The 26,517-nt window shown below is 69.0% G+C and carries 24 protein-coding genes and 1 pseudogene; 9 read left to right on the top strand and 16 right to left on the bottom strand.

Going from position 1 to position 26,517, the window contains the following annotated elements; genetic code table 11:
• Nucleotides 1-151: 151 nt before the first annotated feature.
• The 3 genes from AB0M67_RS33330 to AB0M67_RS33320 all read right to left on the bottom strand — a co-directional run bounded on the left by AB0M67_RS33330 (nucleotide 152) and on the right by AB0M67_RS33320 (nucleotide 5,098).
• Nucleotides 152-2,704 (bottom strand): PQQ-dependent sugar dehydrogenase, encoded by a 2,553-nt coding sequence (locus AB0M67_RS33330; RefSeq protein ID WP_365751304.1) that lies wholly within the window; start codon nucleotides 2,702-2,704, stop codon nucleotides 152-154.
• Between the two features lie 110 nt (nucleotides 2,705-2,814).
• Complete coding sequence (locus AB0M67_RS33325) at nucleotides 2,815-4,509, bottom strand: ThuA domain-containing protein (RefSeq protein ID WP_365751366.1); 1,695 nt, start codon at nucleotides 4,507-4,509, stop codon at nucleotides 2,815-2,817.
• A 418-nt stretch (nucleotides 4,510-4,927) separates the two neighbouring features.
• Entirely contained in the window at nucleotides 4,928-5,098 is a 171-nt protein-coding gene (locus AB0M67_RS33320) for a hydrophobic protein (protein ID WP_365751303.1), read from the bottom strand.
• Nucleotides 5,099-5,471: 373 nt separating this feature from the next.
• On the opposite strand from AB0M67_RS33320, the gene AB0M67_RS33315 reads away from it, so the two are divergent.
• Nucleotides 5,472-6,434 (top strand): hypothetical protein, encoded by a 963-nt coding sequence (locus AB0M67_RS33315; RefSeq protein WP_365751302.1) that lies wholly within the window; start codon nucleotides 5,472-5,474, stop codon nucleotides 6,432-6,434.
• A 20-nt stretch (nucleotides 6,435-6,454) separates the two neighbouring features.
• Here AB0M67_RS33315 and AB0M67_RS33310 read toward each other — a convergent pair whose 3' ends face one another.
• The 10 genes from AB0M67_RS33310 to AB0M67_RS33265 form a co-directional block, all read right to left on the bottom strand.
• Nucleotides 6,455-7,060, bottom strand: coding sequence for a helix-turn-helix domain-containing protein (locus AB0M67_RS33310; protein WP_365751301.1), 606 nt, complete (start codon nucleotides 7,058-7,060; stop codon nucleotides 6,455-6,457).
• A gap of 26 nt (nucleotides 7,061-7,086) precedes the next feature.
• Nucleotides 7,087-8,349, bottom strand: a complete 1,263-nt coding sequence (locus tag AB0M67_RS33305) for an FAD-dependent oxidoreductase (protein WP_365751300.1) — start codon at nucleotides 8,347-8,349, stop codon at nucleotides 7,087-7,089.
• Between the two features lie 52 nt (nucleotides 8,350-8,401).
• On the bottom strand, nucleotides 8,402-9,199 hold the full coding sequence (gene hcaB, locus AB0M67_RS33300) for a 3-(cis-5,6-dihydroxycyclohexa-1,3-dien-1-yl)propanoate dehydrogenase (RefSeq protein ID WP_365751299.1): 798 nt from the start codon (nucleotides 9,197-9,199) through the stop codon (nucleotides 8,402-8,404).
• Between the two features lie 2 nt (nucleotides 9,200-9,201).
• Nucleotides 9,202-9,576, bottom strand: coding sequence for a non-heme iron oxygenase ferredoxin subunit (locus AB0M67_RS33295; protein WP_365751298.1), 375 nt, complete (start codon nucleotides 9,574-9,576; stop codon nucleotides 9,202-9,204).
• An 8-nt stretch (nucleotides 9,577-9,584) separates the two neighbouring features.
• Nucleotides 9,585-10,151 carry an aromatic-ring-hydroxylating dioxygenase subunit beta gene (locus tag AB0M67_RS33290; protein WP_365751297.1) on the bottom strand — a complete coding sequence of 189 codons (567 nt, stop codon included), beginning with the start codon at nucleotides 10,149-10,151 and terminating at the stop codon, nucleotides 9,585-9,587.
• A 5-nt stretch (nucleotides 10,152-10,156) separates the two neighbouring features.
• Nucleotides 10,157-11,494, bottom strand: a complete 1,338-nt coding sequence (locus AB0M67_RS33285) for an aromatic ring-hydroxylating dioxygenase subunit alpha (protein ID WP_365751296.1) — start codon at nucleotides 11,492-11,494, stop codon at nucleotides 10,157-10,159.
• A gap of 144 nt (nucleotides 11,495-11,638) precedes the next feature.
• Nucleotides 11,639-12,661, bottom strand: coding sequence for a 4-hydroxy-2-oxovalerate aldolase (dmpG, locus tag AB0M67_RS33280; protein WP_365751295.1), 1,023 nt, complete (start codon nucleotides 12,659-12,661; stop codon nucleotides 11,639-11,641).
• On the bottom strand, nucleotides 12,658-13,602 hold the full coding sequence (locus tag AB0M67_RS33275) for an acetaldehyde dehydrogenase (acetylating) (RefSeq protein ID WP_365751294.1): 945 nt from the start codon (nucleotides 13,600-13,602) through the stop codon (nucleotides 12,658-12,660). Before AB0M67_RS33275 ends, dmpG begins: the two co-directional genes overlap by 4 nt.
• Nucleotides 13,599-14,411: a fumarylacetoacetate hydrolase family protein gene (locus AB0M67_RS33270; RefSeq protein WP_365751293.1), complete on the bottom strand. Its 813-nt coding sequence runs from the start codon at nucleotides 14,409-14,411 to the stop codon at nucleotides 13,599-13,601. Before AB0M67_RS33270 ends, AB0M67_RS33275 begins: the two co-directional genes overlap by 4 nt.
• Nucleotides 14,412-14,472: 61 nt before the next feature.
• Nucleotides 14,473-15,285, bottom strand: a complete 813-nt coding sequence (locus AB0M67_RS33265) for an IclR family transcriptional regulator (protein WP_365751292.1) — start codon at nucleotides 15,283-15,285, stop codon at nucleotides 14,473-14,475.
• Nucleotides 15,286-15,541: 256 nt separating this feature from the next.
• Here AB0M67_RS33265 and AB0M67_RS33260 point away from each other — a divergent pair, with 256 nt between their 5' ends.
• The 4 genes from AB0M67_RS33260 to AB0M67_RS33245 all read left to right on the top strand — a co-directional run bounded on the left by AB0M67_RS33260 (nucleotide 15,542) and on the right by AB0M67_RS33245 (nucleotide 19,556).
• Nucleotides 15,542-16,387 carry an alpha/beta hydrolase gene (locus AB0M67_RS33260; RefSeq protein ID WP_365751291.1) on the top strand — a complete coding sequence of 282 codons (846 nt, stop codon included), beginning with the start codon at nucleotides 15,542-15,544 and terminating at the stop codon, nucleotides 16,385-16,387.
• A gap of 74 nt (nucleotides 16,388-16,461) precedes the next feature.
• Complete coding sequence (locus AB0M67_RS33255; protein WP_365751290.1) at nucleotides 16,462-17,340, top strand: VOC family protein; 879 nt, start codon at nucleotides 16,462-16,464, stop codon at nucleotides 17,338-17,340.
• A gap of 170 nt (nucleotides 17,341-17,510) precedes the next feature.
• A complete protein-coding gene (locus tag AB0M67_RS33250; protein WP_365751289.1) occupies nucleotides 17,511-18,743 on the top strand; it encodes an MFS transporter in 1,233 nt (410 codons plus the stop codon).
• A 48-nt stretch (nucleotides 18,744-18,791) separates the two neighbouring features.
• Nucleotides 18,792-19,556 carry an SDR family oxidoreductase gene (locus AB0M67_RS33245; RefSeq protein WP_365751288.1) on the top strand — a complete coding sequence of 255 codons (765 nt, stop codon included), beginning with the start codon at nucleotides 18,792-18,794 and terminating at the stop codon, nucleotides 19,554-19,556.
• Between the two features lie 150 nt (nucleotides 19,557-19,706).
• Here the strand turns inward: AB0M67_RS33245 and AB0M67_RS33240 are convergent, their stop codons facing one another.
• Both AB0M67_RS33240 and AB0M67_RS33235 read right to left on the bottom strand, forming a co-directional pair.
• On the bottom strand, nucleotides 19,707-20,474 hold the full coding sequence (locus AB0M67_RS33240) for a glucose 1-dehydrogenase (RefSeq protein WP_365751287.1): 768 nt from the start codon (nucleotides 20,472-20,474) through the stop codon (nucleotides 19,707-19,709).
• Between the two features lie 342 nt (nucleotides 20,475-20,816).
• Nucleotides 20,817-21,662, bottom strand: coding sequence for an SDR family oxidoreductase (locus AB0M67_RS33235; RefSeq protein WP_365751286.1), 846 nt, complete (start codon nucleotides 21,660-21,662; stop codon nucleotides 20,817-20,819).
• A 274-nt stretch (nucleotides 21,663-21,936) separates the two neighbouring features.
• Here AB0M67_RS33235 and AB0M67_RS33230 point away from each other — a divergent pair, with 274 nt between their 5' ends.
• From AB0M67_RS33230 to AB0M67_RS33215, 4 genes are all read left to right on the top strand, one after another.
• Nucleotides 21,937-22,806, top strand: coding sequence for a helix-turn-helix transcriptional regulator (locus AB0M67_RS33230; protein ID WP_365751285.1), 870 nt, complete (start codon nucleotides 21,937-21,939; stop codon nucleotides 22,804-22,806).
• A 239-nt stretch (nucleotides 22,807-23,045) separates the two neighbouring features.
• Nucleotides 23,046-24,158 carry an NADH:flavin oxidoreductase/NADH oxidase gene (locus tag AB0M67_RS33225; RefSeq protein WP_365751284.1) on the top strand — a complete coding sequence of 371 codons (1,113 nt, stop codon included), beginning with the start codon at nucleotides 23,046-23,048 and terminating at the stop codon, nucleotides 24,156-24,158.
• Nucleotides 24,159-24,314: 156 nt separating this feature from the next.
• Nucleotides 24,315-25,301 (top strand): NADP-dependent oxidoreductase, encoded by a 987-nt coding sequence (locus tag AB0M67_RS33220; protein ID WP_365751283.1) that lies wholly within the window; start codon nucleotides 24,315-24,317, stop codon nucleotides 25,299-25,301.
• A 132-nt stretch (nucleotides 25,302-25,433) separates the two neighbouring features.
• A complete protein-coding gene (locus AB0M67_RS33215) occupies nucleotides 25,434-26,156 on the top strand; it encodes a nitroreductase (protein WP_365751282.1) in 723 nt (240 codons plus the stop codon).
• Nucleotides 26,157-26,225: 69 nt separating this feature from the next.
• Here the strand turns inward: AB0M67_RS33215 and AB0M67_RS33210 are convergent.
• A pseudogene (locus AB0M67_RS33210) lies at nucleotides 26,226-26,378 on the bottom strand (DUF2255 family protein); the annotation flags it as partial.
• Between the last annotated feature and the right edge of the window lie 139 nt (nucleotides 26,379-26,517).

Here is a 26,517-nt window from a genome sequence, read left to right as displayed (position 1 = left end):
ACGCAGACGAGGACGAGGAGCGCACCCAGCAGGCGCCCGGCGCGTGTGCTCGTGTGTGTTCTCCCGCGTGCGCTCGTGCGTGTGTTCGCGCGTGTGCTCGTGCGTCTCGTATGTGCGGCCGGTCCCGCTGGTCGGTCGATTCTCGCGGTGGTCACTGTGCATCACTCCCACGGGCGGTCATGGAGCCGGGACGGCTGATGCCGGGCCCGGTGAAGGTGTAGCTGTCGAGGTCGAGAATGGCGCCGGAGCCACCGGTGAAGACCACGAAGAGATCACGCGGCTGCTCCACGGCGTTCGTGACGTCCACGTTCACCTCGGTGTACGTCTCCCAGCCGCCGGTGTTGGGCACGGTCACCCGCCCGACCACGGGGCCGGTCACGGAGTCGTACCGGAAGGTCGCCACGTTCCCCGCCTTGTCGGAGGAGACGCGGGCCCTGATGCCGGTGACGCCCTTGAGGCTCACCGGGTGGTACTTGACCCACTCGTTGTTCTGTACGTCGCCCAGGCGTTTGCCGCCCTCGGCCCCGGCGGCCGTGATGATCTGGGGTCCGGAGAGTTGCGCGAAGTGCTCCGCCTGCCACTTCTTGGGCCAGAGGCTGAGCTCCTTCTCCCCCGTCAGCGGTACGGTGCCGCTGGCGCCTCTGTCCGTGTAGCCGGCCCGCACCACATAGAACTGCGTGGCGTCCAAGCCCGAGTGGATCGGTCCGGTGTTGAAGGTCGTGGAGCATCCGGTGCCTTCGGCGACCTCGTGCGCGTGCTCCTGGTGGCCCAGGGCGATCCGTACGATCACCTTCGAGCAGTCGATCGGGCCGGCCGTGCCGTCTTCGGGGTCGGTCGCCGACGCGGTGACGGTGACATTCTCGTTCCACTCGAACGCGCCGCCCGCCGGTGGCTGCGAGATCGTCAGCGTGGGGCGAGTGTTGCCGACCACGATCGGGATCGTCGCGGTGCCGGTGCGGCCGGTGCCGTCGCTGACCGTGAGTCTCGCCTGGAAGCTGCCGTTCGACGGATAGGTGAAGGACGGGTTGGCGGCGGTGGAATCGGTGCTGCCGTTGTCGGTGAAGTCCCACGCGTAGCTGAGCGGGTTGTTGTCCGGGTCGCTGCTGCCCGCGCTGGAGAACGTCACGGCCAGCGGCGCGAGTCCGTTGTCCTTGTTCACGGAGACCTTGGCGAGAGGCGACCGGCCGCCCTGCACATAGTTGATCTTGTAGAGACCGGCGTCCTCGGCGCCCGAGAAGTAGCCGCTGCCGTATTCGAGGAGATACAGCGAGCCGTCGGGCCCGAACTCCATGTCGATCGGGTGGACGAACTTCATACCGTCCAGGACCGGCTCGATCGCCGTCGGCGTACCGGTGGACGCGTTGCCGTCGCTGAACTGCACTTCCTTGATCCAGTTACGGCAGTACTCGGAGATCAGCAGCTTGTTGTCGTAGTACTGGGGCCACTTGACGTCGGAGTTGAGATTCGCGTCGTAGTGGTAGACCTCGGTGTGGTTGGGCGAACCGCAGCCGCCGGGGTTGTCGAGCTGCGGCCACTCCTTGCTCCCGCCGTGCTGCTCCCACACCAACGACGGCTTGGTGGGCGGCAGTTGCTGGATGCCGGTGTTACGCGGAGAGTTGTTGACCGGGCCGGTGCCGCCGCCGCAGGGGAACCAGCCGCGCGGCTGGTTGGCCGCGAAGTCCCAGTCGTTGTACGCCACGTTGGGTCCGCCGCAGTACGGCCAGCCGTAGTTGCCGGGGCCGGTCGCCCGGTTGAACTCGTCGTACGCCGCCGGGCCGCGCGCGGGGATGGTCGCTCCGGCGTCGGGGCCGACCTCGCCCCAGTACAGGGTGTTGTTCGCCTTCTTGTCGACCCAGACGCGGTACGGGTTGCGCACGCCCATCACATAGACCTCGGGACGGGTGCCCGCCGCGCCCTTGGCGAAGAGGTTGCCGTCGGGGACGGTGTACGTGCCGTTGTCCTCCGGGTGGATACGGTTGATCTTGCCGCGCAGATCGTTCGCGTTGCCCGAGGTGCGCTGGGCGTCGAACTGCGCGTGCCGCGAAGGGCGTTCGTCGATCGGTGCCATGCCCTGCGCGTCGCCGCCGGAGTTGGTGTTGTCGCCGACCGCGAAGTAGAGGTTGCCAGCCGTGTCCCAGGACATGGAGCCCGCCGAGTGGCAGCACATCTCACGTTCGGTCGGCCACTCGATGATCATGTCTTCACTGGACGGGGCGATGGTGTGGGTGGACTGGCTGAAGGTGAACCGGGATATGCGGTTCACCAGCGGGGTGCTCTTGGGCGAGTAGAACAGCATCACCCAGCCGGTGGTGGCGAACTTCGGGTGCAGGGTGATGCCGATCAGCCCGTCCTCGAACCGGGCGTCCAGGGGGATGGTCAGCGCGACCGTCGTCGACTTGGTGACGGGGTTGTAGAGGCGGACCTGGCCGCCGGCGGCGCTTGTGCCGCGGTTGATGTAGAGGACCTTGCCGTCGGGCAGTACGGCGAGCTCGATCGGCTCGCCCATGCCGAGCCCGCCGTCGAGCTTGACCCGCTCGAAGCCGCTGGTGGGCGGCGGGGCCGCGGCTTCACGGTCGGTGGTCGTCGCGGAGGTGGCCGCGGGTCTCTCACCGGCCTCCGGGTCGGCCGCCACGGCACTGGGGGCGAGCAGGAGCGCGGTCAGGGTTAACAGGGCGGTCAGGCAGGCGACAGCGCGCGACAACACGGAACCTCCAGGGGCCGATCGCGGGGTGGGGGGCGCCCGGCGGCCCGGGGCGCGACAGGTGTGCTGTCACGCCCCAGGTCGTCCGGGCGGGCCGATCGAGTGGTGACTGGTTACTGACTGGTGCCGTACACGGCCAGGTCCCAGAGGGAGTAGCCGTACTGCGTCGCGCGTGTGGTGCCCTGGACCCGTACGTACCGCCCGGTGCCGCTCACGGCGATCTCGTCGAGACCCCCGTCGCCCGCCGTGACCGTACTGACGGTGCGCCAGGTGACGTTGTCCGTCGACGTCTGGACCGTGTACGCCGTGGCGTGCGCGGTCTCCCAGTTGAGCCGGACCCGCTGGAGCGTATGGACGCCGCCGAGGTCGACGGTGATCGACTGCGGGTCGGAGTACGCGCTGCCCCAGCGGGTGGCGGGGTCGCCGTCCACCGCGTTGGCGCCCACGTGCGTGCTGCCGGGCTCGACGCTGGTGACCGTGACGGGCTTGCCCCGCGCCAGATCGGTGGCCGGCGCGCCGTCCTGCTTGATACGGACGTCGCGGTAGTTGATGTCCAGGCCCGCGCCGTCGTTCTGGAGACCTATGTGACCGAGGGCGATGTCACGGTTGCTGGTGTAGTCGTTGATCTTGACGCCGTTGAGCCGGATCTCGACGTGCCGGCCGTGCACCGCGATCTCGTAACTGTTCCAGGTCCCGGGCGGGTTGAGCGCCGCCGCCCGCGCCGCCGTGTCGGGAGCCTGGAAGCTGTAGACGCTCCCGGTGGTACGGGTCGGGTCGCCGTCGGACGCGTCGATCTGGATCTCGTGGCCGAGGTCGACCGGCTTCCAGGGGTCGCCCTGCGGGTCGGGGAAGCCGATGAAGACACCGCCGTTGTCGTCGCCCGGCATCATCCAGTCGGCCTTGAGCGAGTAGTTGGCGAAGGGGGTCACCGGATACCAGAGCAAGCCCATGCCACCGACCGAGGAGAGCGTGCCGTCGGCGAGGCTGAAACTGCCCGCGCCCGCCTGCCGCCACTTGTCCAGACTGGCCTGGCTGCCGTCGAACAGCGGCGTGTAGCCGGTCTCCGGACGGCAGTCGGCGGCCTTGGCACGAGCCGCGGTCTGGATGCCGCCGAGGAGCATGGTGGTGAAGGCGGGGTCCGCGTACGACTCCTCGGTGTGGCCGAGCCCGGTGTACCAGGACCGTCCGCCCCGGTAGTCCTGGCACCAGGTGATCGGATGATCACCCATGGTGCCTCCGGAGTACGACGTCTCGTCCAGGCTCGCGAGCACCTTCACCGCCGAGCGCGGATTGGCGCGGTAGTTGTACCACTCGTCGGTGCGGGTCCAGCGCTGCGGCAGATGCGAGGTGGAGACGGACGCGCGGTCCTCGACCTTGACGGTGGCCCGCTGGGTGGCGGGGTGTGAGGCGAAGTACGCGCCGACGAGCCCGCCGTACCAGGGCCAGTCGTACTCGGTGTCGGCCGCGGCGTGCACGCCGACGTAACCGCCGCCGTTCGCGACGTACGACTCGAAGGCGGTCTGCTGCGCGGGGTTCAGTACGTCGCCGGTGGTGGAGAGCCAGATCACCGCCTGGTACTGCGCCAGGTTGGCGGCGGTGAACGCACCCGCGTCCTCCGTGGCGGTGACGGTGAACCCGTTGGCCGCGCCGAGCTTCTGGACGGCGGCGATTCCGGCCGGGATGGCCGAGTGCCGGAATCCGGCGGTCTTGGAGAAGACCAGGACCTTGGCGAGGGGCGCGGCCGGGCCGGCGGCCGAGGCGGGTGCCGCCTCGGCCACTGGGGCCCCTGATACGGCGACGAGCGACATCGCCGCCAGAACGAGCGCGATCAGGGCACGGGACACAGTGCGCACTATCCGGTCCTCTCTCGGGGCGCGCGAGGGCGCTGGCTGAGCGAAGCGGTGATCTACGACAAGGTGGCGGCGCCGTCAGGCGTAGTGAACATCGGAGGTCTAGGGGGGTCAAGGGTCGGCGCTGAACTATCCGAAGATTAGTTTTTGTCCATGACAAAATGTCCCCCTTGACCTCTCCCCTGGCGCAGACAGCCCGCAACAGCAGTACGGGGAACGGGAATCAGCCGACGCGATTGATCGGATCTTCACACCGTCGTACGTCCGGCGATGACGGGCGTACGACCGTCGAGGTCGTTCTGGTCGACCGAGCCGGGCAGAACGGAGGGCGGCCCCGACAGGAACTGTCGGGGCCGCCCTCCGTATCGAGCACTTCCTACCAGCGGTACCAGCGGCCGCGCTTTCCACCGTGCAGGGCAGGTCGGATAACGAAGCCGAGCACCCAGACGATGAGCACGATGACGGCGATCCACCACAGAGCCTTGAGTGCGAACCCCGCACCGAAAAGGATCAAGGCGAGCAGCAGAACAAGAAGAACAGGAACCATTGTTACCAACCTCCAGACCAGCGGATGCCCCCGATTCCACCCCCTACACCTTGGTCCTCACGTGCCCTTTACCGCACAGCCAGTCACCTTTCCGTGTGCGGCGAGGGGTTTTCCGCGCCGGCGAATTCCCGCGTTCACGGCATTCGGCGACAAGGGATTCACCTTCACGCACAGCCTGGAGAACCCCGCTGCCGGTGTCAGGACCGGCGTATAACATCGCCACCGAACGTCCCCGGAAGGCTCTCTCATGCCCCGATCCACCCCGCCACGCCCCCGCGACATAGAGGCGGTTCTCCCCGCTCTCGCAGCTCACCGGCGCACAGCAACGCGGCTGCACCCCCGTCACGGCGGGCCCGGAGCGCGGGAGAGCTCGGTGGCGGGCCCCCTGCTGTGGCCGGCCGACGAAGCGTGGCCGGTGTGCACGGCCGTGCACCCGAAAGGTACGGGCCACCTCCTCTCCGATGTGCGGCTGCGCCGTCGGGTCGAGGAAGACGCACGGGGACGGGAGTACACCGAGGAAGAACAGCGCCTGCTCGACGGCATGAGGCAGGGTGACCACGTTCCGGACCTCCGCGATGGCGACCCGTTGCCGATGCTGGCCGTTGCCCAGCTCTACGCACGGGAGGTCCCGGACCTTCTGGGCCCCACGGGCTGCGACCTGCTTCAGGTCTTCTGGTGCCCGTTCGAGGAACACGGGGCCGACCGCACCATTGACGTCGTGCTCAAATGGCGACGCTCGGCCGACGTCGGCGCGTTACTGACGCCCCAGCCCGAACCTCCGGTGGCCGGCCGCGCGGAATGCGTCCCGACCATGTGCGTCGTGTACCCGGAGCAGGTGGTGGAGCACGAGTACCTCGGGCTGCTGGACGAGGACCTCCAGGAGGAAATCACCGAATGGGAGGAAGGGCTACTCGGCGAGGAGGACGACGATGAGGACACTTCCTCCTCACCGGCGAGCTACGCGACGTACGAGGAGTACGACGAGTACGAGGCGGCCATGGCCGCCGCCCGGGCCGAGGAACCGGAAGAGATCGACTACATGAGTGACGTGTCGATCGCCCCCGGCTGGAAGGTCGGAGGCTTCGCCTCCTGGCATCTGACCGATCCCGCTCCGGTCGACTGCTCAGTGTGCGCGACCGCGATGCCGCCCCTGCTCACCGTGGACAAGTGGGAATGTGACGGCGCCTCACGCAGCTGGCTGCCGCTGGAGGACCGGGACGCGGACAACGACCCACGCGTTCTCGACCCGGTCGGTGTCTACCTCGGCCGCGGCCTGATGCGTGTGCACACCTGCCCGGCCAATCCGGCCCACCCGCACCGGCTGAGCTTCCAATAGACCGTACGGTTCACCGACCGTCAGTCGCTCAGGCACGCTTCGACCATCAGAGCGAGCCGGCGTTCCATCGCGATCAGAGTCTCGGAGGACAGGCCCTCCTCCTCGCCCAGGAGCGCGCCGATGCCGAAGAGGCCGAGGCCCAGGGTCAGGGATTCAAGCAGGCGGATCTTGGCCGCCGCTTCCGGATCCCCGGCGAGGAACTGGCGCCAGTGCCCCCGCACCCTTCGTTCCAGCTCGTGCTTGAGGAGCTTCCCGCCGTCCAGGTCGATGGACCGGACGAGGGCGAGTGCGGGTGTTCTGCGGTCGACGTCCTGCCAGTAGGCCATGAGGTCGGACGCGAATTCGCCGATGTCCGTCAGGGGTTGTGCCTCGTCGACGTGAGCCTGGGCCACCAGCTCGAAGAGCGCCCGCTTGGAGACGAAGTACCGGTTGACGAGGGCCGGTGTGACGCCGGCGTCCTCGGCGATGTCCTGGAGGGTCACATGGGCGAAACCATGATCCGCGAACCGCCGCGCCGCCGCTCGCAGAATGTCGTTGCGTGTCGCGGCGGAGTCCTTGGCACGGTGTGCGTCACGCCCCTTCGGACGAGCCCGTCGCGTCCCGTCCGATGGACCTGCGGCAGTCATACGAACCAGTCTGCCACAATCGTCATTCATGTCTTGACGGGCAGACTCCGGGCCGGGACGGCCGCGGGGCGTGCGAGTCGGCGGGCCAGTGCCCGCAGGTCGGTCGACGGGTCCGTGAGTACCTCGGGCGCCACTACGGCGTCCATGTCGAGGATCGCCTTCGCGGCGCGGACCGCCTTCGGCTCGTCGAGTCCGGCGACGGCGGCGAGCCGACCCGCCCGGAGCCAGAAGGCCACGAACCGCTCCGGAGTCGCCTCCTTTCGCACCACCACCTGGTCGGACCCGCGTCCCCGGCCGAACATCTGCAACGACTTGCCGTACTGGTCGGACCAGAAGTAGGGCGCCGCATCGTTGATCGTGGGCCGGCCGGCCATCGACGCGCCCACCGCCGCGCCGTGGCGCATGGCGACGTCCCAGTGCTCGATCCGCTCACGGACGCCGGTGCGCGGGTGGATCCGGTTGGCCACGTCGCCGGCCGCCCAGAGCCACGGATGATCGGTGCGGCCGTACTCGTCCACGACGACCCCGCCGTGGACGGTGGCGCCGGCGGCAGCGGCGAGTTGATCGCTCGGGACCACCCCGACGCCCACCACCACGGTGGCCGCGGGCAGCCGTTCGCCGCCGGCCAGAACGACCTCTTCCACGGAACCGTGGCCGACGTACCTCTCCACGGTCCGGCCGCTGATGACCCGTACGCCGTTGTCCCAGTGCAGTTGGGTCATGAGCCGGGCGACCGCTGGGCCCAACGGGCCGAGCAGAGGGAGCTCCGTCGCCTCGACGACCGTGACGTCGATGCCCATCGTCCGGGCCACCGCGGCGGCTTCGAGTCCGATGAAGCCGCCGCCGACCACGACCAGCGGGCCGCCCCGGTGCAGACCGGCGAAGACGCGTCGCGCGTCGGCCGCGGTGCGCAGGGTGTGTACGTTGTCCAACCGCTCCCCGGGTGTGCCCAGTCGGCGTGCGGAGACGCCCGTGGTGAGCAGTACCCGGTCGGCCGGCAGCTCGCCGCCGCCGGCCAGGACGACCCGCCGGAGTTCGTCGTCGAGCCGGTGCACCCGTAGGCCGATGACCAGGTCGATGCCGTGCTCCCGGTAGCGCTCCTCCGGCAGGATGGGCCGCACGGCCTGTTCCGGGTCCGGCGTCTTCGACAGGGGCGGCTTCTCGTACGGGAGGAGCGGCTCGGCGTCCACGACGGTGACTGTTCCGTCGAATCCGCTCCGCCGCATCGCCATGGCGGCCGACACACCGGCGATGCTTCCGCCGACGATCACGTGGTGGGTCTTGGACACGATGGCCCTCTCGTTCAAGGTACGTGGATTGCCGGGGATCACCCCGGCCGGTTCACGGAGCCGCGGACCGGCTGGGCGTGCCGACGCCGCTGATGTCGATGACGGTCCCGGTGGCGGTGGCGGACTCCTCTCGTGCGGCGAGGAGGACATACGAGCCGACGTAGTCCTCGGGCCGGATGTCGAGTTGCAGGGCCGAGAAGGTCCGGATGACGTCCCGGATCGGGAGGGCGTCCTCGATGGAGGTGTCGGCCAGGCCCATCGACCCGGGTCCGCGCAGGTCCGTGGCCATGCCGCCCGGGGCGACCGCGTTCACCCGTACGTCGGGGGCGAGTTCGTAGGCCAGTTGCCTGACCAGTCCGACGCCGGCGTGTTTGGAGGCGACGTACAGGGGACCGCCGCCGCGCGGGTAGAACGACGCGTTCGACAACGTGAACACGATCGATCCTCGGGAGGCGGTCAGGGCCGGCAGTGCGGCCTTGGCTCCGAGCAGATAGCCCTTCACGTTCACCGCGAACAGTTCGTCGAACCCGGAGGCGAGGGACCGCGGATCGCTCTCGGCGAGCGAGCGGTTGAAGTCCCACAGGCCCGCGTTGCCGATGAACGTGTCGAGTTGTCCACGCCAGTCGACGGCGGCCTCGCAGGCACGGAGGTTGTCCTCGTAGCTGGTCACGTCACCGACCACGGTGACCACCGACTCGCCGAGTTCGGCCTTGAGTCTGTCGAGTTTCTCCCGCGACCGGTCGAAGGCGACGACACTCGCGCCCTCGGCGGTGAAGCGGTCGACGATGGCCCGGCCGAGGCCGGATGCGGCTCCGGTGACCACCACGGACGCGTTGTCGAGCCGTGCCATGGTCAGTCCTCCTTCACGAGGTAGTTCCGGGGGAGCGCGACGAAGACGACACCTTCGACGCAGTCCACCGGGTGGACGGCCACGGGCCTGGTGGCCGGGGGTGAGACGACCTCGCCGGTGCGGAGGCTGAACTTGGCCATGTGCAGGGTGCATTCGACGACGCCGCCTTCGACCCACCCGTCCGCGAGCGAGAAGGTCTCGTGCGTACAGGTGTCGTCGATGCAGAACACCTCGCCCTCCGCCGCGAAGACGGAGGTGAGGGGAACGGTGGCGAGCTTGCGCCCTTCGTCCTCGGGGAGTTCGTCCACCGCGCAGGCGCGGACCCATGTGCGGTCCGGGAGGTCGGGCAGGGCCGGGGGAAGCGTGTGCTGGGTCATGACGCGGCTCACAGGAAGATGCTGATGCTCGGTGCCAGAAGTGTGGTCTGCTCCAGGACGATCTTCCGGGACGCGATCCGGTAGGGGTAGCCGGTGTCCGGGCCGGCGGGGCGCAGGGTGTCGAAGCGTTCGCCGATGAACCAGTCCTGGTGACGTTCCAGACGGCTGCGGTAGACATAGAAGTTGGAGACGACATCCAGCTCGCCGGGTTCGGTGCCCGGGGCGAGTCGGATGTTGGTGATGAGCCGGCGGGTGCGGGAGGGCGGCTCCTCGGACCAGGAGATGCCGGAGGTGTAGCGGCGTACCCGGCCGGTCAGGAAGTACTTGTCGTCGTCGATGAGGGCGCTCTCGTCCTCGCCCGCGATCTCGTGGTGGCGTTCCCGGTTGGTGCGGGTGGTCCGGGTGGGCAGCCAGTAGTGGACGTCCTCGGTGAAGAGGTCGATCCACTCCTGGAAGCGGCGCTGGTCGAGGAGTTCGGCCTCGGCGTACAGGAACTGCTCGACGTCGTGCTGGGTCTGCGGGTCAGTGGTGCGGAACACCGTGGCCGGCGTCTCGGTGCGGTCGATGGTCGTCATGGTGGTCACGCCTTCTCTGCGAGGGCGGAGTCCGCGGCGTCCCGTGCTCGGTCCGGCTGCTGGATCCGCGCCCAGGGCGTGCCGGTGACCAGGTCGCGCCACCGGCGGTAGAAGCCGCGCGCCGCGTGCTCGGCGTACACATGGTTGGACGAGCCGGGCAGACCGTGGACGTCCTGCTCGTCGTGGCCGAGGCCCATGCCCGTGTGGAATGTGGTGGTACGGGCCTTGTGACCGCGCAGCACCTGCTGGATCTCGGTCCAGTTCTCGCCGTCGTCGGTCTCGAACGACCCGGCCGGGCTGAACGTCCGCTGGGTCATCCTCCGCATCTCCGCCTTGACGTCGTCCGGAGCGTCCTTGGGGCGGTAGCTCCAGGCCCATACCTCGATCTGCCCGGGTCCGCGCGGGTGCCACACGCGCATCGTGGAGAGGCCGAAGGCGAGCCAGGAGAAGTTCGGGAAGATCGTGTTGTGGTTGTTCACCTTCAGCACCCGGTCGATCCCGACCTGCTCGATGTGCTCCTCTTCCTTGGTCTTCATCCAGGCGTACGTGGCGTCTCCGAGGTACGGCGCCGGCATGACGGCCCGCGGGCTGAAGAAGCCCCCTGACCCGTGTCCGTTGGCGCCGAACTGGCGGCCGGGGGCGTTCTGGTCGGGGTTGCCGCCGGAGGCGTTGGGGTCGTCCGTCAGCGCCATCATGGCGGAGGCGTGTGAGACGGGCGCGTGGTACATGTCGCTGGCGAACTGCTCGGCGGCGAACTTCCAGTTGCAGTCGATGACCCACTTGGTGGTTCCCGGCGCCAGTTCCAGGCCGGCGGCGAAGCGGTCGACGACCGCGTCGAAGTAGAAGGCCATGTCGCCGAGGTAGTCCTCGAACTCGGGGGTCTCCTCCGACCAGGTGCCGAAGTAGAAGCCCCGGTAGTTCGCGATCCGCGGGACCTTCAGTGCGCCCCACTCGCTCTTGTCGATCTCGTTGCGGTAGGCCACCTCCTCCAGCGGTACGTTGATCAGGTTGCCCGCCAGGTCGTAGGCCCACCCGTGGTACGTGCAGGTGAAGGTCTTGCTGGTACCGGCGTCCGTCCGGCAGATCCTCATGCCCCGGTGCCGGCACTGGTTCAGGAACGCCTTCACGGACCCGTCCCGCTGACGGACCACCAGAACCGGGTCCTCGGCCATGTACGTCTGGATGAAGCTGCCAGGCTTCGGCAGCTGGGAGTCGTGGGCGAGGAACAGCCAGGTCCGCCCGAAGACGTACTCCAGCTCGCGCTCGTACAGGTCCTGATCCGTGTAGATCCGCGGATCGTTCCATCCCCGATCGGGGTCGACCATGGTGTTCAGGTCAATCATGTCCGCTCCTGGTGGAGGCGATGCGACTCTTTCGAAGAGAAGCCTGCGGCAGCGGGTCCGGAAGGCGAACAGTCCCGTTCCAAGAGGTGGAACAGATCGGCGCCGTATCGTCGGACCGGACCCGCGGGCGGGGGATTTGCCTGGTCAGGCGGCCGGGGTGCGCGCGGCGAGCAGGGTGAGGGCGATATCGATGATCATGTCTTCCTGACCGCCCACCAGCCCTCGCCGGCCGCACTCCATGAGGAGCTCGCGGACATCGACGCCGTAGCGCCGGGAGGCGTTCTCGGCGTGACGCAGAAAGGACGAGTAGACGCCGGCGTAGCCGAGGGTGAGCGTCTCGCGATCGACCCGGACCGGACGGTCCTGCAAGGGTCTGACCAGGTCGTCGGCGGCGTCCTGGAGTTTGAACAGATCGCAGCCGTGCTGGAGTCCGGACAGATCCGCGACGGCGATGAACGCCTCGATGGGACAGTTGCCCGCGCCCGCGCCATGGCCGGCGAGCGAGGCGTCGACCCGGTACACACCGTGTTCGACGGCGACGACCGAGTTGGCGACGGACAGAGAGAGGTTCTCGTGGGCGTGGATGCCGATCTCGGTCGCCGGGTCCGGGACCTCCCGGTACGCGCGGACCCTGGCCTCGACGTCCTTCATGGTGAGCCGGCCGCCGGAGTCGGTGACGTACACACAGTGCGCGCCGTAGGACTCCATCAGCTTGGCCTGCCGTGCCAGTTCCCGGGGCTCGGCCATGTGGGAGAGCATCAGGAAGCCCGACACGTCCATCCCGATCTCGCGGGCCGAGGCGATGTGCTGCGCGGCGATGTCGGCTTCGGTGCAGTGCGTGGCCACCCGAACGGAACGCACACCCAGGTCCCAAGCCCGTTTGAGTTCGTGGATCGTACCGACCCCGGGCAGGAGCAGGGTCGTCAGTCGAGCCCGTTTGAGCACAGAGGCCGCGGCTTCGATCCACTCCCAGTCGGTGTGCGAACCGGGGCCGTAGTTGAGTGACCCGCCCGCGAGACCGTCCCCGTGGGCGACTTCGATCGCGTCGACGCCGGCGTCATCGAGAGCCGTGACGATTCGGCGGACTTTCTCGGGGGCGATGCGATGACGGACGGCATGCATGCCGTCGCGCAAGGTGACATCCTGGACGAAGATCGAGGCGGTCATCGGGCCTCCGTTCCGGCGGCGATTCGCTCGGCGACCTGGAGAGCCGCCGACGTCATGATGTCGAGGTTGCCCGCGTACGCCGGCAAGTAGTGTGCGGCGCCCTCGACTTCGAGGAACACCGAGACCTGATGGGTGGGCCGGGTCGCGCCCCTCTCCCTCAGGGTCTGGACCGGCTGGTCGGCGGGGATCTCGGTGATCTGGACGTCCTGCTTGAGGCGATAGCCGGGAACGTACGCCGCCACGTCGGCCACCATCTTCTCGATGGACTCGCGGATCTCCTGGTGCCGTCGCAGGTCGGGGGCGTCGACCAGGCAGAACACGGTGTCCCGCATGATCAGCGGCGGTTCGGCAGGGTTCAGGACGATGATCGCCTTGCCCCGGCGGGCCCCGCCCACCTCGACGATGGCCGCCGACGTGGTCTCGGTGAACTCGTCGATGTTGGCGCGAGTACCGGGACCCGCGGACTTGGCGGCGATGGACGCGACGATCTCCGCGTACGCCACCGAAACAACACGGGAGACGGCGGCCACGACCGGAATCGTGGCCTGTCCCCCACAGGTCACCATGTTCACGTCGGGGGCGTCGAGGTGAACACTCAGATTGACCGCCGGGATCACGTACGGGCCGATCGCCGCGGGCGTCAGGTCGATGAGCCGCTTACCGTAGGGCGCGAGCCTGTCGGAGTTGTACGCGTGGGCCTTCGCCGACGTCGCGTCGAAGACGATGTCGATATCGGCGAACTCGGGCAGGGCTATCAGCCCTTCGACGCCTCCGGCCGTGGTGGCGAAGCCCAGACGGGCCGCCCGCGCGAGGCCGTCGGAAGCAGGATCGATGCCGGCCAGGGCACTCATCCGAAGGTTCTTGGCCGTCCGCATAACCTTGATCATCAGGTCGGTGCCGATATTGCCCGAGCCGATGATCGCTACATGTGTATCGCTCACGATTCTCCTTCAGCGAAGCTCACGGTCACCGCGCCGAGAGGCGAGATCCTCGCCGTCACCTGATCGCCGGCGGTCACGGGCCGCATCGGGCCGAGGGCGCCGGAGAGGATCACCTGGCCGGCGCGCAGCGGCTCGCCCAGGTCCCGGGCCTGGCGGGCCAGCCATGCCATGGCTTCCAGCGGGTCCCCGAGGCAGGCCGCACCGTTCCCGGTCGCCGCCTCCGCGCCATCGATCGACAGCGACATCACGACGTCCTTCGGCTCGAACTCGTGCAGACGCATGCGCCGCGGCCCCAGTACGAAGGCGCCGCTGGACGCGTTGTCCGCCACCGTGTCGGCGAAGCTGATGTCCCAGTTCCGGATCCGGCTCCCGCAGATCTCCAGGGCCGCGACCGCGTAGTCGACCGCGGTCCGCACCCGCGCGACGTCGAGAGGGCCGTCGGACAGATCCTCGGCGAGCACGAAGGCGATTTCCGCCTCGGCACGCGGCTGCATGATCGAGTCGATCGGAATCGTGTCGCCGCCGAGGTAGGCCATGTCGTCGAAGAGAATGCCGAAGTCCGGCTTGTCCACGCCCAGTTGCTGTTGAACAGCGTCCGAGGTCAGACCGATCTTCCGCCCGACAACGACCGCGCCACGAGCACGCCGCGCCGCGACGACAAGCCGTTGGACGTCATAGGCGGCCTGGAGGTCGTCGCGGCCGATGAGGTCCCGTACGGGTGCACAGGGTGTGCGGAGTGCCTCGGCGTCGAGCAGCCGCCGGGCGGCCTCCTCCAGTACCGGTTCCGAAGGGGTGATGGTCTCTGTCATGCCCCGATGGTCGGCGAACCGTTCGCCGCGGCACACAGCGGCGTTCCACGGGGCGGCACAGTCAGGCGGCGGCCCGGGAGAGGTCGCGGGCCATGGAGATGAGCCGGGGTGCGTACCGCTTGAGGCTCTGCGGGCGGAAGGAACAGACGGAGACCGCCGCGACGGATGTACGGGTCTCGGGATCGAGGATCGGTACGGCGACACAGTGCATGCCGTCCCGCAACTCGCCCTCGTCGTAAGCGAGCCCCTCCTTCCGTACCCGTGCCAGTTCCTGTTCGAGTCGGCCGGCGCTGTGGATCGTCCGCGCGGTGAACCGCTGGAACGCGCCGGCCATGACGGGATTCAGTTGTTCGTCCGAGGCGTACGCGAGCATGGCCTTGCCCAACGCGGTGGCATGCGCGGGCCGCCGCGTTCCGACGGCCGTGGGAGAACTTCCGGTGTTGTGCCCGAACAGCTTCTCCAGGTAAAGCACGTCCGTGCCGCTGAGCATGGCCAGGTGCACGGTGTCCCGGCTCCCGGCGTACAGCTCGGTCAGGTAGGGCATCGCCCGGCGTCTGAGTCCGGTGGACCGGATGGCGCCGGAGCCGGCCCGGTTCCCCACCTCGAAGAGGCGCTCGGTGAGGCAGTAGCGCCCGCCGATCTTCCGGACGAACCCACTTTCGACCATGATCGACAACAGTCGATGTGCGGTCGATTTCGGGACCCCGACCATGTGCGCGAGCTCCGTCACACCCAGGACCGTCTTCGGTCCCCGGAAGGCGTCGAGCAGGACCAGCACCTTCGCGGCCGAGGTGTCCGCCAAGCCCGTTCTGGCCTCGGCCTGCCCCGACCTCGTATCCGACACATCGGCGGGAACACTGATCAGAACACTCACCTAAGTCGCCTCCCTCGCCGACACCCAGCATGTAAATGACCATTTACATGTACGACATCTACGCCTGTCCGGGGCGGCTGTCAAGGCGATGACGGGTGGCCGGCTCACAGGTGTGCCGCGATGTGGAACAGCGCCCTTCCGGTGGCCTGTGCCCCGCGAGCAGGGTGAACGTCAGGTCGGCTCACCCGATCCGCAGTCGGCCCGAGGCCGTCGGCCAGGGTCCGAACGGTGAGCACGAATCACGTAGGAGTGACGTATGCCGCAGACGCTGACGGCCGAGGGAACCAGCCGTACCGTCCGGACGAAGCGCTGGAAGATCCACTACAACGAAGCGGGCGAGGGCCCGCCGATCCTGATGCTGCACGGCAGTGGCCCGGGCGCCACCGGCTGGAGCAACTTCGGTCCCAACATGGCGGCGCTCGCCGATCGCTTCCGGGTGATCGCGGTGGACATGCCGGGCTGGGGCGCCTCCGACGCCGTCGCGCCGCAGGACCGTGACCACGTCGAAGCGGCCCTGCAACTGCTGGACGCCCTGGAGATCGACAAGGCGGCCTTCGTCGGGAACTCGCTGGGCGGCCTCATCTCCGTCGCCTTCGCGGTCCGGCACCCCGACCGGATCTCGCGCCTGGTCACGATGGGCTCCGGAGCCCCGGGAGTGAGCCTGTCGCTCTTCGGCCCGGCCGGCCCCAGCGAGGGTCTGAAGGTCCTGCTCAAGGGCTACCGCGACCCCTCGCCCGAGACGATCCGCGAGCTGGTCGAGATCATGACGTACGACTCCGCCTTCGCTACCGACGAGCTGGTCCGCCGGCGCTCGGACGAGGCCCGTCGCCGCCCCGACCATCTGGCCAACTTCCTCGCCGGCGGGCTCGGTGCCGACATGCCCCGCGGGATCACCGCGGACGACATCGCCGCGATCCAGGTCCCGTCCCTGCACCTCCACGGCCGGGACGACCGGGTCGTGCACTTCGAGAACTCGCTGAAGCTGGTCTCGCTGATCCCCGACTCCCGCATGGTCCTGATGAACCGGTGCGGCCACTGGCTCCAGCTCGAACACGCCGACGAGTTCAACCGTCTCGTCGCCGACTTCGTCTCCGCGCCGTGAACGCGACGGGCACCGAAGCCCGGCAGAACCTCAAGGAATCCGGCAGAACATCGAGGAAGAAGGAAGGACGGATCATGGCTGAGGTCATCGGTCTTGGATATGTGGTCGTCGAGGCTCAAGACCTGGACGCATGGCGGAAGTTCGCCCGTGATCTCCTCGGCCTGCAGCCGACCGTGGACACACCGGACAGGCTCCTGCTGCGGATGGACGAGAAGGCGTACCGCCTCGACATCCGCCGTGGCGACACGGACCAGGTCACCGCGATCGGCTGGGAGGTGAAGGGCCCGAAGGAACTGGAGGAGATCGCGGCGCGGTTGGAGAGCAACGGCTACTCCGTCAAGCGGGCGACCGACGACGCGGTGACGAGGCGTCAGGTCAGCGGGCTCGTCGAGTTCGACGACCCCGCGGGCCAACGCCTGGAACTCTTCTGGGGTTTGCTGGAGGCACGGCAGCGGTTCGTCTCGCCCACCGGGGCCCGCTTCGTCACCGGGCGGGGCGGGATGGGCCACGTCTTCCAGTTCACCGACGACGGCGCGGCCCAGGGCCGGCTGTACCAGGACATCCTGGGCTTCCGACTGAGCGACCTCATCGAGTTCGCCCCGGGCGCGAGCGGCACATTCCTCCACGCCAACGAGCGTCACCACTCTTTCGCCTACGCCTCGGTCCCCGGCCTGACCGGCTTCGGGCACCTGATGTTCGAGGTCACCGAACTCGACCTGGTGGGACGGGCCTGGGACAAGGTCCAGGACGGCGCTGCCCCGATCGCGGCGACCTTCGGCAAGCACACCAACGACGAGATGCTGTCCTTCTACGTGGTGACGCCCTCCGGTTTCCAGGTCGAGTACGGGTTCGGCGGCAAGCTGGTCGACGACGCCACCTGGGCGCCGGCCCGCTACGACGCGGCGAGCTACTGGGGCCACCGGCGGGCGGACCCGAGCGAGCCGGACGTATAGACCCGGACGTGTGGACCCGGACGTGTGGACCCGAACGTGTGGGCACCGCCGCGTTCGCCACGACGGCAGTCCGTGCGCGGCGGCCCCTCGCCCAGATCCACTCACTCAGTCCCAGTCGTTCGGACCCAGTCGTTCAGAAGCCGACCTCGTCGGCCCGGAGGCCCCGCCCAATGACGCACACCCCGAACAACCAGCCCGGCCGGGGCGCGGGCCGAACCGTGGTCCCGGTGCTCGCCTTCGCGGGCATCGCCGTCGCGGTGATGCAGACCCTGCTCGTCCCGGTCATCAAAGATCTCCCGCGGTTGCTGAACACCGCGCCCAGCGAAGCGAGTTGGGTCGTGACCTCGACGCTGCTCTCGGGCGCGGTCGCCACCCCGATCATGGGCCGCCTCGGCGATCTCCACGGCAAGCGGCGGATGCTGATCCTCAGTCTCACCGTCATGATCGTCGGCACGCTGATCAGCGCGCTCAGCAGCACCCTGCTACCGATGCTCGTCGGCCGTACGCTCCAGGGGTTCGCACTCGGCGCGCTGCCGCTCGGCATCGGCCTGATGCGGGACACGCTGCCGCGCGAACGGCTGGGCTCGGCCATGGGGTTGATGGGTTCCGCGATGGGCGTCGGCGGCGGCCTCGCGCTGCCCGCGGCGGCCCTGGTCGCCCAACACATGGACTGGCACGTCCTGTTCTACGGCGCCGCGGGGCTCGGCACGGTAGCCATCGTCCTCACGCTGCTCTTCGTACCGGAGACGACGGTACGCGCGAAGGGCTCCTTCGATCTGCCGGGCGCGGTGGGGTTGTCCGCCGGGCTGGTCATGTTGCTGCTGCCGATCACCAAGGGCGGCGACTGGGGCTGGACGTCCGCCGCGACACTCGGCCTCTTCGCCGGCGCGGTCGTGACCCTGGTGCTGTGGGGCCTGCTGGAACTGCGCCGGTCGGCGCCGCTGGTGGACCTGCGGACCACGGCCCGGCCCGCGGTGCTGTTCACCAACCTCGTCTCCATCATGATCGGCGTCTCCTTCTTCACCATCATGAGCGCGGTCCCGGCCGAGGAGACCGGCGCGGCCACCGGCATCAACACCCTGATGCGGTCCATCGGTACGTCCGTGTCGAGCGCTGTCGTCGGCATGGTGCTGGCCAACACCTCGCAGACCATCGACGGAGTCTCCGTCCCGACCATGCGGGGCTTCCGCTTCTCCTTCCTGATAGCCACGGTCGCGGTCGCCATCGGCGTCGTCCTCGCCCTGTTCCTGCCCAGGGCCCGCCGCGCCTCGACGGCGCGCGCGGGCAACGAGGAGCAGACGGACCCGGACCGGCACGGAAAGTTGGCCCCCTCCGTGCCGGCCCCCTCCGTGCTCGCGCCCGTCTACGAACACCCATCGGAACAACCCGTACGGGGCCACTGAGCGCCCCTCAACGAACAGCGCACACCGACCGAACACCGAAAGGCAGTCATGAACACCAAGCTCCCCGCTGACCTCAACGAGCGCGTCGTCATCGTCACCGGCGCCGGCACGGGTATCGGCCGCGCCACCGCACGCGCCTTCGCCAACGCAGGAGCCAACGTGCTGGCAGTCGGCCGCCGCATCGATGCCCTGGAGGAAACCGCCGCCGGGCACCCGTCGATCACCGTCCACTCGGCCGACCTGAGCGCCCCGGAAACCGCTGAGGGCGTGATCGCCACCGCCGTCGAGCGCTGGGGGCAACTGGACGTCCTGGTCAACAACGCCGGGGTCTTCCGTATGATGCCGCTGGCCGACACCATTCCCGCAGCCGTCACCGCCCTGTTCGACCTGCACGTCCTCGCCCCGACCCTGCTGGCACACTCGGCCCTGCCGCACCTGCGCCGGAGCAAGGGCACGATCGTCAACATCTCCAGCACCTACGGCCACAAGGCCGCCCCGAACGCCGCCCACTACGCGGCCTCCAAGGCCGCCATTGAACACCTCACCCGTAGCTGGGCTGTTGAACTCGCGGCCGAGGGCATCCGCGTCAACGCCGTCGCCCCCGGCCCGACCGAGAGCGAGGCGCTGGCCGCCGCGGGCCTTCCCGACGAGGCCATCGAACAGGCCAAGAAGGCGGAAGCCGCCCTCATTCCGCTCGGCCGTCGCGGCGAACCGGAGGAGGTCGCCGAGTGGATCGTGCGCCTCTCCGACCCGGCGACCACCTGGCTCACCGGGCAGATCCTCACCGTCGACGGTGGCCTGGAACTGGTCTGACACCTCCTCGATTCGGACGGAGAGCCTGATTGAGGTGATCAGGGAGACCACGGCGACCGCAGTCCACAATCCGGCAGCGTGTCGTGGAGTAGCCGCAGGTGCCGACCGGCGGGCCGGTCGTCGGTCGGCTGCCGCGAGTCTCGCAGTTGGTCAGTGCGCGGTGAAGCCGCCGTCGACCGGAAGAGCAACACCAACCACGAGACTGGCACCCGGGCTGCACAGCCAGAGAACGGCTGCGGCGATCTCGTCCGCGCGGCCCAGCCTTCCGATGGACTGTTCCTTCATGATCTCCGCCATGGCCTCGGCCTGGTTCTCGATCATGTCCGCGGCCATCGGGGTGTCGATGACGCCGGGGCACACGGCGTTGATCCGGATGCCCTTGGGGGCGTACTCGACCGCGGCGCTCTTGGTCAGACCGATCACGCCGTGCTTGGACGCGTGATAGGCCGCGCGCTGCGGCGCACCCAGGAGCCCGCCCAGAGAAGAGCAGTTGACGATGACACCGCTGCCTTGTGCGCGCATGTGCCGGAGCTCGTGCTTCATGCTGGCCCAGATGCCGCGCAGGTTGACGGCGTTCACAAAGTCGAAGTTCTCAGCCGGTTCGTCGGCCGCGTCCATCGGTGGCACTTGCACACCGGCGTTGTTGAACGCCATGTCCAGGCGGCCGAACGTCGTGACCGCGCGTGCCACCATCGCGGCCGTCTGGGTTTCGTCCGTGACATCGCAGGTGACACCGATCGCCCGGTGGCCGTATGACGTCAGCTCCTCGGCCGCGGTCCGGACCGCGTCATCGTCGACATCCGCCAGCACGACGGCGGCGCCGGCCTCGGCGAAGGCCCGGGCCGTCGCGAGCCCCATGCCGGATGCCGCGCCGGTGACGAGCGCCACCTTGTTCTCGAAGTTGTAGGTCGGGTTCATGTGCGTAGCTCCAAACGTCGGTCGGCGTGGTGGCGACCAGTCAGAGAAGGGGTGGTGGTGCCAGGGCAACGGCCCAGCTCGGGCCGGCCCGAGCCCCCTGTTCACAGGCGTGCATGACACCACGGCGAATTGGGGCTGCCTCGTCGCCATGTGCCGGCCGTTGCTGAAGCCGAGTAGCCCAGTAGTCGTGGCCGATTCCGGCACGGTGAGGAGTGGGCGGACTGGGGCGTGTTGCGAAAGTAGCGCCGTCCGCCCGCAGGGCGGGGCCTGCGGCGTCCGGTGCACTACGTTCGCTGCGCTCTCTCCGTCTCGGCGCCTTGACTGGGTGGCCGCTCGGGGCGTTCAGGCGTGGGTGTCGTCGTAGCCCAGGTCGCCGCCGAGTTCGCGGGAGGCTTCGGCCTGTGCGAGGAGTTCCCGGGCCTTGGCCGTCACGCCTTCGATGGCGTCGGCGCCCGCGACGAAGCGCTGCGGGGGCTTGCTCCGGCCGGCGATGGTGAGCAGGGCGCGGGCGAGCTTGGCGGGGTCGCCGGTCTGCCGGCCGTTCATGCTCTTCCAGGACGCGACGGTGGCCGTGGTGCGCTCGGCGTAGTCGTCGATGGTCGGCTCGGGCCAGATGGTGGAGCCGTCCACGAGGAGTTCGGTGCGGAAGAAGCCGGGCTCCACGACCGTGGTGTGGATGTTGTAGGGCTCGACGTCGTAGCGCAGGGATTCCATCCAGCCCTCGACGCCGAACTTGGAGGCGGCGTAGGCGACGCAGAACTCCTGGCCGATCAGACCGGCGGAGGAGGAAAGCGTGATGATGTGGCCGGCGCGCTGCTCGCGCAGTATGGGCAGGACGGCGCGGGTGACGTTCATCGGGCCGAAGAGGTTGGTCTCGATCTGCCGGCGCATCTGCGCGGGCGTGATCTCCTCGAAGTAGCCGGCGAAGAAGTTTCCGGCGTTGTTGACGAGGACGTCGATACGGCCGAAGCGGTCGACAGCGGCCTGCGCGGCGGCCTCGGCGTCTTCCAGGCTGGTGACGTCCAGTTGGGCGACCAGCAGGTTGTCCTGGGGGCCGCCGAGGGTCTTCTCGACCTCTTCGGGGCGGCGGCCGGTGGCGACGACCTGGTGGCCGGCCGCCAGGGCCTCGCGGGCGATGTCGGTGCCCAGACCGCGTCCGGCGCCGGTGACGAGAATGACCTTGCTCATGAGGGTCCTGCCTTTCAGATGTGCGTCCGACACCTGGTGTGGTGCGGTGATGCGTGGCGTCGCCGGCGAGGCCGGGCGTACCGGCCATCGGCGGGGCCGGTCAGGTGCGCCGGCGCTGGGCCGCCGATGCCCTGGCCGGTTCTTCCGGCCGCCTCATCGACTTTCGCACCTTCACGCGCATCCGCGGAGAGGAGAATTCCTTACCCGGAGGAAAGGTTCCAGGTATAAATCCCTACCCTCCATTGCCGGTCTACTCGGTGCCACACTGGCCGGTATGACTCGCAACGCGCATCTCAACGAGCTGGGCGAGTTCCTCAAGACCCGCCGGGCCGCACTGAGCCCCCGCGCAGTGGGCCTGCCCGGGACGGGGGGCCTGAGGCGGGTCAAGGGACTGCGCCGTGAGGAAGTCGCTCAGCTGGCCGCCATCAGCACCGAGTACTACACCCGCCTTGAGCAGGGTCGTATCCAGGCCTCAGGGCCGGTGCTGGCCGCTCTGGCGCAGGTGCTGCGGCTGGACGACGACCAACGGGACTACCTCTTCGAGCTGGCCGGCAAGGACCAGGCCCGGCCTCGCCGCCGTGCCGTGCAGAAGGTGCAGCCGACGCTGCAGCGCCTTTTGGACAATCTGATCGATACGCCGGCCATTGTTCTGGGCCGCCGTACGGACATCCTCGCCTGGAATTCCCTGGCCGCCGCCTTGATGTCCGATTACGCGGAAATCCCGGAGAGGAAAAGAAACCACACACGGATTCTTTTCACCGACCCCGCGATGAGGACCTTGTACGCGGACTGGGAGGAGGTCGCACACACCACCGTGGCGCAGCTGCGCATGCAGGCCGCCAAGTATCCCGACGATCCCCGGCTGGCCGCCCTCGTCGGAGAGCTGTCGGTGCAGGACCCGCACTTCCGCCGTTGGTGGGGCGACCACCACGTCGCCGCCCGCACGATGGGCACCAAAACCTTCCATCACCCTGTGGCCGGCGAGCTCACCCTCGACTGGGACACCCTCACCGCCGGCATCGACGCCGAGCAGCAACTCGTCGTGCTGACCGCCTGCCCCGGCACCCCTTCCCATGACGCGCTGCGCATCCTCGCCTCCTGGGCCACGAACCACCAGCAGCCCGCACCCGACGCCGCCACCTGACCGCATCGGTACAGGCCGGCCTGCGAGCGCCGATGGAATGCGGCGCACCCGCCACCGGCGATCCACAACCAGCTGGATTGTCCCCGCACCAAGGCCGTGTGGTCGCGCACTGTCGCGTCACCCGCACCTCTGGCGGCTCGGCCCCACGCCCGGTGGCAGGACCGCACGCAGCACCCCGTACCACTCAAGCCGTTGCCCGCCCCTGGGCCAGTACATCCCCATATCGATGAGGACCACCCGTGAGTGCCCTGTTCACCGCCCTGACCCTGCGGTCACTTGAGATCCCCAACCGCGTCTGGACATCCCCGATGTGCATGTACTCCGCCGCCTCGGACGGGCCGGAGACCGGGGTGCCGACCGACTTCCACCTCACCCACCTGGCCGGCCGGGCCGCCGGCGGCGCCGGGCTGGTGATGGCGGAGGCGACCGGGATACGGCCCGACGGGCGCATCACCCCCTGGGACCTGGGTCTGTGGAACGACCGCCAGCAGCAAGCGTTCGCCCGTGTCACCGCGGCCATCCGCTCCCACGGGTCGGTCGCGGCCATCCAGCTCGGCCATGCCGGCCGCAAGGCATCCGTCGACAAGCCATGGCTCACCGGCCGGTACATACCCGAGGCCGAGGGCGGCTGGCAGACGGTCGCGCCCAGCCCGGCGCCGTTCACCGGGCGGTCGGTGCCGCACGAGCTCACGGTGGACGAGATCCAGCAACTGGTCCGCGACTTCGCCGAGTCGGCGAAGCGTGCGCTGGCCGCGGGCTTCCAGGTGGTCGAGTTGCACGGCGCCCACGGCTTCCTGATCAACTCCTTCCTTTCCCCGGCCGCCAACCACCGCACCGACTCCTACGGCGGCTGCTTCGAGAACCGCCTGCGCTTTCCCCTTCAGGTGGTCGACGCCGTGCGCGAGGTGTGGCCCGAGGACCTGCCGGTCTTCTTCCGCACGTCGGCCACGGACTGGCTGACCGAGAATCCGGAGGACGAGCGCGAGGGCTGGACCGGCGACGACACCGTCCGTCTCGCCAAGGAACTCCAGTCCCACGGCGTCGACCTGCTGGACGTGTCCACCGGCGGCATGGTCCCCGACGCCACAATCCCCGTCGGTCCCGGCTATCAGGTGCCCTTCGCCGCCCAGACGCGTGCGGCGACCGGGATCCCCACCGGCGCCGTCGGCCTGATCCTGGAACCCGCCCAGGCCGAGGACATCGTCGCCACCGGACAGGCCGACGCCGTCCTCCTGGGCCGCGAACTGCTGCGCAACCCCTACTGGCCCCAGCACGCCGCACTCGAACTCGGCGCCGAGCCACGCTGGCCCGAGCAGTACGGCTACGCCGTCCGACGGCGCGGCAAGCGTTGAGGGGAAGGCCCCTCGCGCTGTGTACGCGCGGGGCGTCTTCCCACCGCCCAGGCGGTATCCCCACCACCAGCACCGCCAGACGGTCCACACGCTCCCTGCTCGCCGAGGGGCGCCGGGTGAGCCGGCCGTCGGCATCCACGGAAGGAACACCTCCTCATGAGCACAAGGCAGTCCCCATCCATGAAAGCGATCGGCCTTCACACCTACGGCGGCCCGGAAGTACTCCACCCCGTCGAGCTTCCCGAGCCGCACGCCGGCCCCGGCGAGGTGCGGGTGCGGGTACGTGCCGCCGGGGTGAACCCTGCCGATGTCATGCTCCGCGACGGCTCCCTTGCCGAGTGGTACCGCGATCTCGAACCTCCGTTCATTCCCGGCATGGACGTGGCGGGAACGATCGACGAGGCCGCAGACGACGTCAACGCCACGTACGGGCTGTCCGAGGGCGAGCCGGTGATCGGCATCGTCGACAACTACGGCCGTCACGGCGGCTACAGCGAGTACGTCGTCCTGCCGGCCGCGTCCGTCACACGTCAGCCGGCCGGCACGACGTTCCCGGAGGCGGCGTCGTTCCTGATGAACGCGCTGACGGCCAGGAGCGTCCTGGACTCCCTCGCACTCGCTCCCGGCTCGACGCTGGTCGTCACGGGAGCCGGCGGCGCCGTCGGCGGTTACGTCGTCGAACTCGCCGCCGCCGAGGGCCTGCGCGTGGTGGCGGTGGCGTCGGCGCACGACGAGCAGTGGCTGCGTTCCCACGGCGCCGACATCTTCGTCGCGCGCGGCGACGGCATCGCGCAACGCGTGCTGGACGTTGTGCCCGGCGGAGCCGACGCGGTCGCGGACGGCGCGATGCTGCACGACCGGATCGCGCCGACGATCCGCGACAACGGCCAGATCGCGGTCCTCCGATTCTGGAACGCCGACCCCGGGCGCGGCATCATCGTGCATCCCGTGAACGTCCGCTCGCGCGCGACCGACCAGTCGGCCATCACCCGGCTGCGCGAACAGGTCGAATCAGGGGAGCTCACCCTCCGCGTCGCGGCTGCTTTGCCCGCCGACCAGGCTCCCGAGGCTCATCGGCTGCTTGAGAAGGGCGGCCTGCGGGGGCGGCTCATCCTCGAATTCCCGCCCGCAGCCGCCATGTGACAGGCATCGCGGGAGTCCAGAGACCGAACGTCAGCCTCAGCCGGGAAGCGCCCGCCGCACGGCAACACGTGCGCACCTCCCACCCAGGCACGGACATCGCCGTGCTGCCACCCCGTCCGCAAAAGGAGCATTGTGTCCGGCGACACCCTTTCCTTCACCGAGGCCGTCCGGGCCCGTCACGCCGTTCGCGCGTTCCTGCCGGATCCGCTGCCCGCCGCGCAGATCCGCGGTGTGCTGGAGGACGCACGGATGGCCCCCTCCAACTGCAACACCCAGCCATGGCAGATCCACATCGTCTCCGGCCGGCAGCGTGATCTGCTGAGCAAGGAGCTTCTGCGGGCCGAAGCCGCGGGAGAGGTGTCCGGCGACTTCACCTTCGACCAGAACGAGTACTTCGGCCCGTACGCGCAGCGCTCCGGGCACCAGGCCAAGACCCGCAACGACGCCCTGGGTATCGCCCGGTCGGACCGCGAGGCTCGCCGCGTGGCAGACCGGCGCAACTTCGCGTTCTTCGGCGCACCCCACGTGGCCATGCTCTTCGCTCCCGCCTTCGGTGACGGCGTGCGCGTGGGCGGCGACATCGGCATGTACGCCCAGACCTTCCTGCTCTCCCTCGCCGCCCGGGGACTGGGCGGAATCCCTCAGACCGTGCTGGGCCTCTACGCCGGCACCGTCCGCGATGTCCTGAATGTTCCCGATGACCTGAAGCTGTTCTTCGGCATCTCGTTCGGGCACGAAGACCACGCGTCCCCTGACAACAGTTACCGCCTCGACAGGGTCCCGCCCCAGGAGAACGTCATCACCCATGACACCCCTGGCCTGTTCGACAACCACCCATCCCCCAAACCCGCCTGACCGGTGACCGGTGGCCGACAGCGCCACGCCGGGCCGACCGGGCCCCGTACGACATGTCGACCGCTGTCCGTTGGCGGCACGCACGTAGACATCGCCGTCGACGACGAGTGCCCAGGTCTGGGTCGGGGTGCCGTAGGTGGCGCCGTCCTCACGGAACGGCGAAACGAAAAGATCCGCGTTCTCGGCGATCGCGCGGAGCTGTGTCCGGCTCCAGGAACTCATGCTGGTTCTTCTGTCATGGATGCGGGGTCCGTTCTTCGGGACGACTAGGTCCTGTCCGGTCGATCTTCGCGGGCCCGCGACGCCTGGCACCGCACCTCGCCGCGTTGTCGGAGTCGGCCAAGTACGTCCAGTACGAGGC

It is taken from the genome of Streptomyces sp. NPDC051662 (genome assembly GCF_040681655.1).
Taxonomy (GTDB): Bacteria; Actinomycetota; Actinomycetes; order Streptomycetales; family Streptomycetaceae; genus Streptomyces.
Note: the sequence above shows the minus strand (reverse complement) of the source record. Positions and strands in the feature narration are given on the sequence as shown.